Source organism: Streptomyces sp. NPDC058086, assembly GCF_042885015.1.
Taxonomy (GTDB): domain Bacteria; phylum Actinomycetota; class Actinomycetes; order Streptomycetales; family Streptomycetaceae; genus Streptomyces.
The window spans coordinates 1-13,261 of sequence record NZ_JBHVST010000178.1 but is presented as its reverse complement, the minus strand read 5'-3'; the positions used below and the strand labels follow the sequence as shown (position 1 = coordinate 13,261).

Below are 13,261 nucleotides of genomic sequence, written 5' to 3'. Positions count from 1 at the left end.
GTCCAGTACGAGGGCCTGTGCCCGGCACGCCGAGAGCACGCTCCCCCAAGCTCTCGACTCCGCTCGAGCAGGGGGGACCCCCATGACGCCGCAGGACCCGCCCTCCGGGCGGACGACGGGAATGTGACGACAGGACCTAGCGGCCCGCGGCCCCGCGCGGGCGGCGGTCAGCCGGGGGAGAGGGACTGCTCGGCCCAGACGGTCTTGCCGGTGAGGGCGTGCCGGGTGCCCCAGCGCCGGGCGAGCTGGCCGACCAGCAGCAGGCCCCGCCCGCCCTCGTCGAAGGTCCGGGCGCGCCGCATGTGCGGGGCGGTGCTGCTGGAGTCGAAGACCTCGCAGGTCAGCGTGGAGTCCTCGTGGATCAGCCGCAGCTGGATGGGCGGCCGGCCGTAGCGGATGGCGTTGGTGACCAGTTCACTGACCGTCAGTTCGGTGATGAAGGCGGCGTCGTCCAGCCCCCAGGCGGTCAGCTGCTCGGTGGCGTGTTTGCGTGCCCGGGCGACGACGGCCGGGTCGGAGGCCAGGTCCCAGGCGGCGACCCGGTCGGCGTGCAGGACCCGGGTGCGGGCGACGAGCAGGGCGATGTCGTCGTCGGGACGGTGGGTCAGCATGGCGGTGAGGACCCTGTCGCAGACCGTGTCGAGGGTCTTCGCGGGGCGGGCGAGGGCGGCGAACATCTTGTCCAGCGCCTCGTCGATGTCGTGGTCGCGGGCGGCGAGCAGACCGTCGGTGTAGAGGGCCAGGAGGCTGCCCTCGGGCAGTTCGGTCTCGAAGGTCTCGAACGGCAGGCCGCCCAGGCCCAGCGGCGGGCCGGCCGGGACGTCGAGGAAGCGGACGGAGCCGTCCGGGGTGACCGCGGCGGGCGGCGGGTGGCCGGCCCGGGCGAGGGCGCAGCGGCGCGAGACCGGGTCGTAGACCGCGTACAGACAGGTGGTGCCGATGCCCCCGGCACTCTCGGCGGCGGCGTCCGTGCCGCCCTCGTCGGCGGACAGGTGCAGGACGAGGTCGTCGAGGTGGGTGAGCAGTTCGTCGGGCGGCAGGTCGACGTCGGCCAGGGTGCGCACCGCGGTGCGCAGCCGGCCCATGGTGGCGGAGGCGCGGATGCCGTGGCCGACCACGTCGCCCACGACGAGGGCCACCCGCGCACCGGACAGAGGGATGACGTCGAACCAGTCGCCGCCCACGCCGGCCCGGGTGCCGGCGGGCAGATAGCGGGTGGCGATGTCCAGGGCTCCCTGGTCGGGCAGCGTCTGCGGGAGCAGGCTGCGCTGCAGGGTCATGGTGCTGGTGTGCTCCCGGCTGTCGCGGCGGGTGGTGTGGATGCTGACGGCCGCCTTGGCGGTGAGCTCCTCGGCCAGCCACAGGTCGTCCGTCTCGAAGGGCTCCGCGCGCCGGTGCCGGCCGAAGAGGGCCACGCCGAGCGTGGCGCCGTGGGCCCGCATCGGCACCACCATCACCGAGTGCGTTCCGATCCCGAGGAGCCGGGCGGCCTCCGGGTCCTGCCGCGCCCACCGCACGAGGTCGGGGTCGGCCGCGTCGTACAGGGCGCCGTGGCCCTGGGCCAGGCACCGGGCCACCGGTGACAGGGCCGGGTGGCGGGTCTTTGTGCCCGCCGCGGCGGGGGGGCCGTCCTCGGGGACCGAGCGCACCGCGGTGCGGGTCATGGCGAGGGGCCCGGCCGGGGCGGCGGGGGAGGGCTCACCGCCGTGCCGGGGGGCGTCCAGCAGATCGACGGCGGCGAAGTCCGCGAGCCGGGGGACGGCGATGTCGGCCAGTTCCTGCGCGGTGCGCCCGCTGTCCGCGGTGGTGCCGATGTGGGCCGAGGCCTCGCTCAGCAGGAGCATCCGCTGCCGGGCGAGATGTGCCTGGAGCCGCTGGTGCGCCGCCAGGCACACCGCGCGCACCCGGCCGGCGGGGTCCTTCAGCGGGACGAGGGAGGTCGACCAGTCGTCTTCCGCCCCGGTGCCCGCGGGGCCGGCGCCCGCCCGCAGGTGCTGCGGGCCGCCGCCCTCCAGCACCCGGCGCATCTTCGCCTCGGCCTCGTCGCTCACCGGATGCGGCACGATCTCCGGCAGGCGCAGTCCGCGCATCTGGTCCTCGGTGAGGGACAGCACCTGCTCCATACCGGCGTTGGCCCGCACCAGCCGCAGGTCTGTGTCGAAGACGGCCATGACACAGGGCGCCTGGCGAAACGCCCATTCCCCCAGCCGACCGCTCCCGGGCGCTTCGCTTCCGGACGCCTCGCTCCCGGGCGCTCTACTTCCGGACGTCGCGCCCCCGGTTGCTTCTCCTTCGGGTGCGCCGGTCACGGCGGACACCACGAGCCACTCGGTGACGGGGCCGTCCGCCGTACGGCGGTGCGCCAGCAGTTCCCGCCGCAGCCGGCGGCCGTCGCGGTGCCGCAGTGCCACGGTGCCGCTCCACCGCTCTTGTCCGGCCGCGTCCCGCAGCGCCGCCGCGCCGGCGTCGTCGGCGTCGTCGGCGAGCAGACGGGCGGCGGGCTGTCCCACGATCTCCGAGGGCGGGTAGCCGAGCAGTTGCCGGGCGCCTTCGCTCCACTGCGTCACGATGCCCCGCGCGTCGACGGCGGCGGTGGCCGTGGGAGGGGGAGTGGGAGTGGGAGGGGCCGTGCGGGCCGGACCGGGGGAGGCGTCCGACTCGTGTGGCCGCTCACCAGGATGGGTGGGAAGTCGCTCCATCGCCGCTCATCTCGCCCTTCGGGAACCTGCACGGCCGGGGGCTCTCCTGACAAGCATGATCCCGGGGGGCACGGAGCACCAACCCGGCGCCGTCACCGGGGGCGCGGCCCGCCGCTTCGTCCGTGAGCGCGCCGCTGCAAACCCGCGGGGATTGCCTGTGACAGGCCTGTGACAGTCGGCGGACACCGTCATGAAGTCCCCCGGCCACGCTTTATGTAAAGCGGACAAAAAGCCTTATTCGGTCATATGTCCCCTGCTTTCAAGGGTGTGAGCAGCGACGACCGAGCCGACACGTCGGAGGAAATCCCATGAGTCTCACACTCGCCACGCCGCACGCCGAAGCCCCCGTCCCCGCGCTGGCCCCCCGCGAGCAGGAGACGCTGCGACATATCGCCGCAGGGCGCACCTACCTGCAGACGGCCCGCCACATGGGGCTCTCCAAGCACACGGTCGACGCCTACCTCCGCCGTATCCGGGCCAAGCTCAACATCAACAGCACCGCCGAACTCACCCGGCTGGCCATCTCCCTGGGCCTGTGACCACTGCACTCCCCACGACCGCCGATGCGACCGCCGTGCCGCGCCGCCGCTGCTCACCGGCCCGGGCCGAACTCCTCTCGGCCCGGCCCCGTCAGCAGCGGCACGCCGGCACCGGCAGCGGCACGCCGGCACCGTTTTGGCGCCGCCCCGGTGCCGGAAGGCCATGCCCGGCCACGTCTCACATGCCCGGCCTGGGCCGGCCCGCTCGTGCGGCCTGGGACAGGGCGGTCCCCGCGAACGCCACGAAGGCGACACCGCACCCGAGCAGGCCGGTCCGCTCGGGTACGAGGAGGTCGGCCTTGCTGTCGGAGTACGTGCAGGTGAGGGAGGGCGGAAAGACGGTTCTTTCGATGTCCCGTACGTCGATCCGGATCAGCTTGGTTTCCGGGGGGATTGTCCTCGCGTGCAGGCACTCGTCGTAGAGCTCGGTCCGTGAGAGTTCCATCGCGGGGCCGATACCGGTCACCCAGATCATGGCGGCCGCCATCGGCGACCAGATCGCACCGGCCCGCACCCAGCGGGAGGCCCGCGACCTCCGCCCGATCAGGATGACGGAGAGGGCCACGACCAGGACCCCGGTGCCTGCCCACATGACCCACGTTCCCAGGACTGTGGGGTGCGACGGCCCATAGGCCCCCGAGTCGGTCCAGTAGCAGGTGACGTCCGGCGGGAAGGCGTCCACCCTCACGCGCACCAGGGGGAAGTCGTTGTCGAGCGTCTTCTCGCCGCACACCTGCACGGGATCGGTGAAGGCCAGCCCGTACGCCACGGCACCCGCGTATCCGAGCACCGCCACACCTGCGCCGATGACGGCCCAGCGGGCCTGCCGGGACGGACGCCGCAGGGCCGCCCACAGCAGGTACGCAACGGATCCGGCCGTGAACAGGAAGAGACTGATCAACGACACGGCGTAGAACGCCAGCATGTTCACGGCCTTTGCGCGCGCTCGTCCACGGACCGGGCGGACACGGACCGGGCGGACACGGCCAGGGCCACTGCGCTGACCGCGAGGCCGGCCAGTGCCGGGTTCACGTATCCCGGCACCTCCCGGTCGTAGGTGGTCCCGTCGCTTCGATGGCACACGAACCGGACCGGCACCCACCAGACGTGGTAGTCGTCGATCCAGTAGTCGCGTTCCTGCACGCCCGTGCGGCACGGCCGGATGGGAGACGAGTCCGCCCCGCCGTCCGCCGCCTCCAGCGCCGCGCCCGCGACGTACAGCATTCCCCAGGCGTACATCACGGCCGCGCCCGCCGCGACGGCATACGCGAGACCGCGGAGCGAGCGCACGAGCCCGCCTCTCCCGATACAGGCCAGTCCCCGGCCCAGGAACACCACGCCGGAGACGACTGCGACCAGGACGACCAGCAGGCAGAGCAGGAAACTCACTTCATCTCCCCCCGGCCCTCGTCCTCAAGACGTATGTGACTCCGCACCACATGATCCCCTCCCGTCACGGTTCCCCGGGGGCGGGGACGGCCAAGGGAGGGCGGGCGGTTGCACGGGGCCCGGCCCAACGGCCGGCAGCCGGCATCGGGCCGCCCGGCGCGCGAGACCGCGGCCCCGTCACGCCCGGCGCGGGAGACCGCAGTCCCGTCCCGTCCGTTCCTCACTTGACGCCGGGCCGGCCGCCGGCATGCGGTCGGCACAGTTGACCGGCCGTCAGAAGACCGTGCCCGCAGGCAGGTTGACCGCACGGTCTGTCCGCCCGGACCACGCCGTCCGCCCGCGCCACGCCGTCCGGCCGGTGTCGTACGGCCCCCACCGCCGCCGTCCGGGACCCCCCCCGCCCGACGGGCGGGGGCAGGGCCACGCTCCTATGCTGGTGGGGCAGGAGCTTGAGGGTGGTGTCCACGGCACGGCGGTGACCTGCGGTTTGTCGCACAACTGTCCGGCGCTCTCGTCCACCACGCTCGCGGGCTTCGTTCTCGGCTGCTGGGAGTGGGCCCATGACGCACGCGTGCAGACGACTGCGCAGGGGGGCCGTAACCGCCACGGCGGTGGGGATGTTGACGGTGCCGGCCGCGGGCCCGTCCGCGTTCGGGGCACCGGCACCGGTGCGCACCGCTACCACCGCCCCGCAGCCGCCCTCGCCCTCCGCCTCACCGGCGGGCGAGGTCCGCACCCTCACCCCCGCCGTGACCGGGCAGCTCGATGGGACCGTGCAGCAGGTCATGCGCGAGGCGAACGTGCCCGGGGTGACCGTGGGCCTGTGGACACCCGGCCAGGGCACCTACATAAGGTCGTTCGGGGTCGCCGACAAGAGCAGCGACCGGCCGATGTCGCCGGATCTGTACACGCGGATCGGCAGCGAGACCAAGACGTTCACCGTGACGGCCCTGCTGAAACTCGTCGACGAGGGCAAGGTGGGCCTGGACGACCCGATCGGCAGGTACGTCGCCGGGGTGCCGAACGGGGACAGGATCACCCTGCGGGAGCTCGCCGGGATGCGCAGCGGCCTGTTCAACTACACCGAGGACCCGGGCTTCTTCAAGGCCTTCACCTCCGATCCGCAGCGGCCCTTCACCCCGCAGCAGCTGCTCGCCTACGCCTTCAGGCATCCCGTGCTGTTCCCGCCGGGCCAGAAGTTCTCTTACTGCAACACCAACCTCATCCTGCTCGGCCTGGTCGTCGAGAAGGCCGGCGGGAAGCCGGTCCAGGACTACATCCGGGGCAACGTCCTCGTCCCGGCGGGAATGCGCCACACCCTCTTCCCGACCGACGCCGCCTTCCCGAGCCCGCACGCGCAGGGCTACACCGACCAGACCGCGACCGGGAAGGTCGAGGACGCGGCCGGCTGGAACCCGTCCTGGGCCTGGGCGGCCGGCGCGATGATCTCCAACCTGGACGACCTGCGCGTGTGGGCGCGCACGGTGGCCACCGGCGTCCTGCCCGACGGCACCACCCTGATCAGCCCGGCCACGCAGAAGCAGCGGCTGACCACGCCTCCCACCACGATCCCGGGCGCCGGGTACGGCCTGGGCATCTTCGACGTCCACGGCTGGATCGGGCACAACGGCTCCCTGCCCGGCTACGAATCCCTGACCATCTACCTCCCCGCGGCGCAGGCGACCCTCGTCGTCCTGCTGAACACCGACATCAACCACAACGGCGCGGAGCCCAGCACCCTCTTCGGCGAGGCGATCACGAAGATCGTCTCCCCGGGCCACGTCTTCAACCTGCCCGCCCAGCCCGCCACCCGCTGACCGCCCCGCGCGAGGCGGAGCCTGCGTGCGGGGGAGAGGGACGCGTGCCGTACGGGCCGGCGGCCGACGTCCCGGGTCAGTGGCCGGCGACGGACCGGCGGGCACGGGCCGGTACGGCGGCCGCACTGCGGCGGCGCAGCGGCAGGCAGACCAGCGCCCCGGCGGCCAGCACGGCCAGCGGCAGGACGGCGGTGGTGTGCAGGGCGGCGGTGAAGGCGGCGGGGTAGGTCTGGCCGGCGCCGAGCCGGGCGGCAAGGCGGCCCTGCAGCAGGGCGCCGACGGCGGCGGCGCCGACCTCGCCGCCGTCCTCGGCGACAGCACCCCCGAGCAGCTGGAAGAAGTCACCGACGCCCTCGACGTACTCGCCCGCCGCCTCTCCCCGCGCACCCCCGCCCGCCCCCGCCCCTGAACCCCGGGCGCCGTGCCGCCGCAGCCCCCGCCGCTCCGCAGGCCCGCAGGTGCGACAACTCGCTAGCCTGGACACCAGGGGGCGGCTCGGGCGAAGCCCAAGGAGGCTGACGTGGCTGAAGCGACTCCTGAGGCCGGAGCGAAGGACAGTGACCGGACATACACCGGCCCCCGCGGCACCGGCACCCCCGGCTACCTGCCCATCGCCGAGCACGGCCTGATCGGCGACCTGCGCAGCGCCGCCCTCGTCGGCACGAACGGCACCATCGACTGGTACTGCTGCCCCCGCTTCGACGCACCCAGCGTCTTCGCCTCGATCCTCGACGCCGAACGGGGCGGATCCTTCGAACTCGCCCCCGACGTCCCCACCCGCACCAAACAGTTCTACTTCCCCGACACCAACGTCCTGATCACCCGCTTCTTCGCGGACGACGGAGTCGGCGAGATCCAGGACTTCATGCCCGTCGTCGACGACTCACGCGAGGCCGACCGCCACCGCCTCATCCGCCGCGTGGTGTGCGTCCGCGGAGCACTCCCCTTCCGCGCCCGCGTCGCCCCCCGCTTCGAATACGGCACCGCACCCCACACCGTGCACGCCGGGGCCGGCCAGGCGGTCTTCGCCTCCGCCTCGCTGCACCTCGCCCTGACCTCCACCGTGCCCATCGAGGTCGCCGGCCCGGACGTATGGGCCCTGTTCAAGCTGCACGAGGGCGAGGCGGCCGTCTTCACCATCGACCAGATCGGCGGCGATGTGGCACCCCGCTTCTGCGCCGTCGCCGAGGCGGAAAGAGAATTCAACGCGACCGTGCGCTACTGGCGCCGCTGGCTGTCCCAGTCCCGCTACCGTGGCCGCTGGCGGGAAATGGTCCACCGCTCCGCCCTCACCCTGAAACTCCTCACCTACGCCCCCACCGGCGCCATTGTCGCCGCGCCGACCACCAGCCTGCCCGAACAGATCGGCGGCGAACGCAACTGGGACTACCGCTACGTGTGGATCCGCGACGCCGCGTTCTGCGTGTACGCGATGCTCAGACTCGGCTTCACCGACGAGGCCGAAGCCTTCATGGGCTTCGTCACCGAACACGTCCAGCGCGCCCCTGACGGCCCGTCCGGACCCACCGGCCCCCTGCAGATCATGTACGGCATCGACGGATGCCGTGACCTGCCCGAACGCGAACTGCCCCACCTCGAGGGCTACCGCGGCTCAGCCCCCGTACGCGTCGGCAACGCCGCCGTCGACCAGCTCCAGCTCGACATCTACGGGGCACTCGTCGACTCCCTCTACCTCTACGACAAGTGGGGCAAGCCCATCTCCAGCGCCCACTGGGACAGCATCAGCGAACTCGTCGACTGGGTGTGCGACCACTGGGACCAGCCCGACGAGGGAGTCTGGGAGACCCGCGGCGGCCGCAAGACGTTCCTCTACTCCCGCCTCATGTGCTGGGTGGCGATCGAGCGCGCCATGCGGCTGGCCCGGCACCGCGGCCTGCCCGCCGACATGGTCCGCTGGGGCGCCGCCCGCGACACGATCTACCGGCGGATCATGAGCCGCGGCTGGTCCGCCGAACGCCACGCCTTCACCCAGTACGAGGACAGCGACATCCTCGACGCCTCCCTGCTGATGATGCCGCTGGCGAAGTTCATCGCCCCGACCGACCCCAAATGGCTCGCCACCCTCGACGCCCTCGGCGAGGACCTGGTGTCCGACTCCCTGGTCTACCGCTACGACCCCCAGGCCAGCCCCGACGGCCTCCAGGGCGAGGAAGGCACCTTCTCGATCTGCTCCTTCTGGTACGTGGAGGCACTCACCCGCGCGGGCCGCCTGGACGAGGCCCGCCTCGCCTTCGAGAAGATGCTCACCTACGCCAACCACCTCGGCCTCTACGCGGAGGAGATCGGCCACACCGGCGAACAGCGCGGAAACTTCCCCCAGGCCTTCACCCACCTCGCCCTGATCAGCGCCGCCTTCAACCTCGACCGCACGCTCGGCTAGAGCGCACACCCGGCCAACACCAGCAGCCCAGGACGCCGCCTGCCCCTGCGCCCGGCCCGGCCGCCGCGAGCGGCAACACCCGCCCCCCGGCCGCACCGCCCCACCGCCCCCGGCTGTGACGCAGCTCCTGTCGCCCCCGCGGGAGGCCGCCGTACCGTTGTCCGCCACGTACATCCCCGCCCGGGCGCGCAGTGCCCGAGACCGGATCACCCACACCGGAATACCCAGGACAGGCGGGCACACGCACAGGACGGTCCGCCATGCCCACCGCTCTCTCGCCCGTCATCGCCGCCTCCACACGCTGGCTGCTGGCGGCCTTCCCCCCGGCCGCCGGCCCGCTGAACCAGGCCCTGGCCGAAGCCCAGGCAGGGCACGCGGCCACCATCGCCGCCGCCCTGCGCTACCCCACCGCGCTGGACGCCGAACTGCTGGACCTGCTCGGCCCCGGCGGCTCCGGCCGGCTGGACTTCGTCACCGGCGCCGACGCACCCCCGCTGACGGACGCCACCCATGCCTGGCGCACCCAGGTCGACGAGGCCGTCGTCAGCTGGGCGGCCTGCCTGCTGGCCGACGCCGACCTCGCCGCCCTGGCCGCCGCCTGCCTGGCCGCCACCCACCACGGCCCCGACAGCGTGGGCGACGCACGCCGGCTGACCATCCCCAGCCCGCGCGACCACCGCGCGGCCCCCCTGCTGCGCCACCCGGACTTCCTCGGCCCGATCGCGGACCTCCACCGCGAGACCCTCCTCGGTGTCCTCGGCGCCGCCCCGGCCGTCACCGCCCCCGAGCCCAGGTGACCACCACGCCCGTACGACCACAGGCAGCCGGCCACCGTCCGGCCGCCGCGGCCGTCGCGCTCAGGGCGCCTTGAACAGAGCCGGGAAACGCGGAGCGAGCCAGGGCTTGCGCCCCCCGACCAGGATGCGGCCCTGAGCGAGGGCGCCCCACTGGCCCCGGCGCCCGAGCGCCATCAGGAGAAACGTGACCGGCTCGATGAGGATGGTGCAGTCCGCACGCCCCGGCAGCCGCTCATCGACCGACACCGCACCCCCGGCCACCCGCACACCGAACCGGCCACCACCCCACAGGCGGATCGCGTAGCAGGCGCTCAGCCCGGCCGTGTGGGCCGTGTCGGTCACCCGTGGCATCGCCGTCATCAAGAACGGCAGCGTCAGCCGCACCCGCCCCCGGTCGATCATGTGCGCACGCCCCAGCGCACGGGCGAGATCGTAACCGTGTCCCAGCATGTGCGTGAGCAGATACGACCCCAGCACATCCGGTCCCATCGGGCCCAGCGGAGTGACCACCGTCCCCTCCGCGCTCCGCTCCTCCAGCGCCTTCAGACACGCACCGGCCTGCTCCACGATCATCCCGGCCAGCGGCTCGGCCCCGCGCTCACCGAACGCGGCGAGCGCCTGCTCATTGGCCGCGGCGAGACTCTGCGGCGTGCCGTCCCCGTAGCCGCGCGCACGTCCCGCCGCGATGTCCGCCATCAGCTCGTTGGCCAGCGCCAGATGCGCGGCCGCCTCCCCGACGCTCCACTGCGACTGCGGCACCCGGCGTTCCATGCCGGCGCCCGCGCGCAGCAGTGCGGCGATCTCCTCGGCCGTATCCCGTATCGCCGTACCGAGCCCCTCGGGCACCGCGCCCCGTACGTCCGGTCCCGCCACTGGTTCCACGCCGCCTCATCCTCACTTTTCGTTCCCGTTCCGGTGCCCGGTTCTGCCCGTAGCCGGCGGGCGAACACGCGTCACGGATCACCCCGGCGTACAGAAGACCAGGCGACAAAGGAAGCGACAAGCCCCTGAACCACGAGGCCGGGACCAGACCCCGTCCGCGGCACCGGCCGCCCCTGCCCGGCGCCTTTGCCCCCGCCAAGCCCGTCCGCCAAGCCCGTCCGCCAAGCCGGTTCGCCAAGTCCGTTCGCCCCGGGCCGTGTTGAGGGGACGCCAAAGGCGGATGGCATAGTGCCCCGCATGCCGATACGGACCGCACGCCCACAAAAGGGCAGGTGGTGGGGAGCCCTCGTCGCATTTCCTGTCGCATTTCTCCTCACCTCCGCCGCACCCGCCGCGTCCGCCGGGTTCGCGCTCGCCGGAGGGTCCGGTGAGACCGGGCTGCGGTTCGAGGCCCCCGGGACGTTCGTCATGTACAACGCCGACGAGGGCGCGAAGGCCGCGAACGCCGGGTTCGTCCTTCCGGTCGCCGTCGTGCCCGGGAACACCGGACCGGCCCGGAACATCAAGGTCGTGGTGGACGCGTCGGGACTGGCCGGGGTGGCCCGCGTGAGCAAGGGCAGCGGCAACAACTGCACCGGCGAGGGCTGGGTGTGGACGTGCGAGTACGGCACCCTGGACAACGACGGGGAGAGCATGCCGCCCTTCACCCTCCACGGCGTGGACGGGACGGAGCCGGGCGACAGCGGGACGATCACGTACACCGCGAGCGCGGACAACACGGCCTCCGTCACCGGCACCACCCGCATGACCGTCGGGGGACCCACGCTGTACGGGCCCGAGCAGCCGGGGAAGACGACCGGGGTGGAGCCGGGGAAGCCCGCGTCGCTGACACCGAGGTTCTCCAACCCCAGCCGGTTCTCCACACAGCGCGGCATCGCCCTGCGGATCACCGCACAGGGCGGCCTGGTACTGACAGCCCGTCACCGCAACTGCTCCTACAACCCGACGTTCACCGACGCCTGGTGCACGTTCCCGGCGAACGCCGCCCCGCGCACCGCGTACCGCACGAGCTCGCCCTTCACCTTCACCGCCGTCCCCGGGGAACTGACCGGCACGCTGGACTACTCCTGGTCGTCCGACCCGCAGCGGCCCGCCGAGCTCACGGTCCGCGGCACGGGCGCCCCGCTCACGCTGACCAGGACGCCCGAAGGGGGCATCCACGACGCCACCGGCACGGTCACCGTCGTGGAGACCACCGTGCAGGCCGACTACGCGGCGCTCACCGGGACCGTGCGGGGCCGGGTCGGCGACACGGTGAGCGTGACGCTCGGGGTGCGCGGCCTCGGCCCCGGCAGGCCGACGGACGAGAAGGGCCGCTTCGAGGTGGTCCCGCCGGAAGGCACCACGGTCACCTCCATCCCGTACACCTTCGAGGACACGGACGGGAAGTGGGCGTGCGCGCGGCCCAAGAAGCCGGGCGGGGCCTTCGTCTGCGATCTCGACAGCGACGTGTTGTGGCCGGGGGACGACGGGACGACCAGCATGGTCTTCCGCTTCCGCATCGACCGGCAGGTGCCCGGCGCCCACGGCACCATCCGCACGTACAACCCCTACGACCGCACGCCCGGCAACGACACCGCCCGCATCCCGCTGGAGGCGTCACCGGCTCCGCCGTACTGGGCGGTCGTGCGGCCCGCGGTGCTGATCCCGGCGGTGCTGGCCGCCGTGGCGGTCTCGGCCGCAGGGGTGGCGCACCGCCGTCGCCGCCGGGCCGTCGCCGTCCCCGGAAGCTCCGCGGACGGCGAGCGCTCCGGCAGCTGACAGGTGCCGGCGGAGGGTAGACGCGGGTCACATCGGGCCATCTTCTGAATCTTCGTAGGGAATCCCGGCCTTGAGGCCGGGCGGGAATGCGATCCTCGGTCTGGAGGCGCGAAGCGCCGGAGCTCTCGCACACGTCCCGCATGATCGTCTCGCAGCGCGTCAGCATCTCGCTGCCTCTACAACGGGGCGTTGCAGGAACGCCGTGACGCCTACCGGCATGTCTCGAAGACGAGCGTCAGGTACGGGATGCAGTCCGCGCAGCTCAAGGGCATCCGGGCATGTGACCCGGAGCGTCAGGGCCGCTGGTCGTTCTCCTCGCAGCAGGCCACCTTGCGCCGTCTCGACAAGGCGTTCGCCGCGTTCTTCCGCCGGGTCACGTCCGGTGAGACGCCCGGCTATCCGCGTTTCGGTGGGGTGACCTGGTTCGACACGGTGGAGTTCCCCAAGGACGGGGACGGCTGCCGGTGGGACTCCACCCCGCACGACCCCGTTACCCGCGTCCGCTTCCAGGGTGTCGGGCATGTCAGGGTCAACCGGCACCGCGCCGTAGTCGGCAGGGGCAAGACCGTGTCGGTCAAGCGCGAGGGCCGTAAGTGGTTCGTCGTGCTCAGTGCCGAGCAGGAACAGCCGGAGCCGCTGCCTGCGACCGGCAGCGTGGTCGGGATCGACCTGGGCATCGCGAACTTCCTCGCCGACTCCAACGGCGGGTTTATGCCCAGCCCGCGCCACGGCCGCCGGGCAGCCCAGAAGCTCCAGGCAGCGCAGCAGGCACTGTCCCGGTTCCCGCGGCGCAAGGCGAAGGACCGCACCGCCAGCCACCGGCGCGCGGTGGAGAAGGTCGCCCGGCTCCACGGCAAGGTGCGTCGCCAGCGGCTCGACCACGCACACAAGACCGCGCTCGGCCTGGTCCGCGCAC

General features: G+C 72.9%; 10 protein-coding genes and 1 pseudogene. 6 read left to right on the top strand and 5 right to left on the bottom strand.

Going from position 1 to position 13,261, the window contains the following annotated elements; translation table 11 throughout:
- Window positions 1-167: 167 nt before the first annotated feature.
- Window positions 168-2,699 carry a SpoIIE family protein phosphatase gene (locus ACFVWD_RS54950; RefSeq protein ID WP_389606425.1) on the bottom strand — a complete coding sequence of 844 codons (2,532 nt, stop codon included), beginning with the start codon at window positions 2,697-2,699 and terminating at the stop codon, window positions 168-170.
- A 308-nt stretch (window positions 2,700-3,007) separates the two neighbouring features.
- Here ACFVWD_RS54950 and ACFVWD_RS54945 point away from each other — a divergent pair, with 308 nt between their 5' ends.
- Window positions 3,008-3,238, top strand: a complete 231-nt coding sequence (locus ACFVWD_RS54945) for a response regulator transcription factor (protein WP_060900198.1) — start codon at window positions 3,008-3,010, stop codon at window positions 3,236-3,238.
- Between the two features lie 178 nt (window positions 3,239-3,416).
- On the opposite strand, the gene ACFVWD_RS54940 is transcribed toward ACFVWD_RS54945, so the two are convergent.
- Window positions 3,417-4,163, bottom strand: a complete 747-nt coding sequence (locus ACFVWD_RS54940; protein WP_389606424.1) for a hypothetical protein — start codon at window positions 4,161-4,163, stop codon at window positions 3,417-3,419.
- 2 nt (window positions 4,164-4,165) lie between these two features.
- Complete coding sequence (locus ACFVWD_RS54935) at window positions 4,166-4,627, bottom strand: hypothetical protein (RefSeq protein ID WP_389606423.1); 462 nt, start codon at window positions 4,625-4,627, stop codon at window positions 4,166-4,168.
- Between the two features lie 560 nt (window positions 4,628-5,187).
- Between ACFVWD_RS54935 and ACFVWD_RS54930 the strand changes: the two genes are divergently transcribed.
- Window positions 5,188-6,444 carry a serine hydrolase domain-containing protein gene (locus ACFVWD_RS54930; RefSeq protein ID WP_389606422.1) on the top strand — a complete coding sequence of 419 codons (1,257 nt, stop codon included), beginning with the start codon at window positions 5,188-5,190 and terminating at the stop codon, window positions 6,442-6,444.
- A gap of 76 nt (window positions 6,445-6,520) precedes the next feature.
- Here ACFVWD_RS54930 and ACFVWD_RS54925 read toward each other — a convergent pair whose 3' ends face one another.
- Entirely contained in the window at window positions 6,521-6,928 is a 408-nt protein-coding gene (locus tag ACFVWD_RS54925) for a hypothetical protein (protein WP_389606421.1), read from the bottom strand.
- 36 nt (window positions 6,929-6,964) lie between these two features.
- On the opposite strand from ACFVWD_RS54925, the gene ACFVWD_RS54920 reads away from it, so the two are divergent.
- Together ACFVWD_RS54920 and ACFVWD_RS54915 are read left to right on the top strand one after the other, a co-directional pair.
- The gene (locus ACFVWD_RS54920; protein WP_389606419.1) at window positions 6,965-8,845 is read left to right on the top strand and encodes a glycoside hydrolase family 15 protein; all 1,881 of its coding nucleotides are present in this window, start codon (window positions 6,965-6,967) and stop codon (window positions 8,843-8,845) included.
- Between the two features lie 260 nt (window positions 8,846-9,105).
- The gene (locus tag ACFVWD_RS54915) at window positions 9,106-9,642 is read left to right on the top strand and encodes a hypothetical protein (protein WP_389606417.1); all 537 of its coding nucleotides are present in this window, start codon (window positions 9,106-9,108) and stop codon (window positions 9,640-9,642) included.
- A 60-nt stretch (window positions 9,643-9,702) separates the two neighbouring features.
- On the opposite strand, the gene ACFVWD_RS54910 is transcribed toward ACFVWD_RS54915, so the two are convergent.
- Window positions 9,703-10,524 (bottom strand): maleylpyruvate isomerase family mycothiol-dependent enzyme, encoded by an 822-nt coding sequence (locus tag ACFVWD_RS54910; RefSeq protein WP_389606416.1) that lies wholly within the window; start codon window positions 10,522-10,524, stop codon window positions 9,703-9,705.
- A gap of 297 nt (window positions 10,525-10,821) precedes the next feature.
- Here ACFVWD_RS54910 and ACFVWD_RS54905 point away from each other — a divergent pair, with 297 nt between their 5' ends.
- Complete coding sequence (locus ACFVWD_RS54905; protein WP_389606414.1) at window positions 10,822-12,345, top strand: hypothetical protein; 1,524 nt, start codon at window positions 10,822-10,824, stop codon at window positions 12,343-12,345.
- A gap of 174 nt (window positions 12,346-12,519) precedes the next feature.
- Window positions 12,520-13,261: pseudogene (locus ACFVWD_RS54900) on the top strand (RNA-guided endonuclease InsQ/TnpB family protein); the annotation flags it as partial.

Bases quoted from the DNA above. Each gene is read 5' to 3' on its own strand.
- ACFVWD_RS54905 (WP_389606414.1), top strand. From the start codon at position 10,822: ATGCCGATACGGACCGCACGCCCACAAAAGGGCAGGTGGTGGGGAGCC.
- ACFVWD_RS54945 (WP_060900198.1), top strand. From the start codon at position 3,008: ATGAGTCTCACACTCGCCACGCCGCACGCCGAAGCCCCCGTCCCCGCG.
- ACFVWD_RS54930 (WP_389606422.1), top strand. From the start codon at position 5,188: ATGACGCACGCGTGCAGACGACTGCGCAGGGGGGCCGTAACCGCCACG.
- ACFVWD_RS54950 (WP_389606425.1), bottom strand. From the start codon at position 2,699: ATGGAGCGACTTCCCACCCATCCTGGTGAGCGGCCACACGAGTCGGAC.
- ACFVWD_RS54915 (WP_389606417.1), top strand. From the start codon at position 9,106: ATGCCCACCGCTCTCTCGCCCGTCATCGCCGCCTCCACACGCTGGCTG.
- ACFVWD_RS54940 (WP_389606424.1), bottom strand. From the start codon at position 4,163: ATGCTGGCGTTCTACGCCGTGTCGTTGATCAGTCTCTTCCTGTTCACG.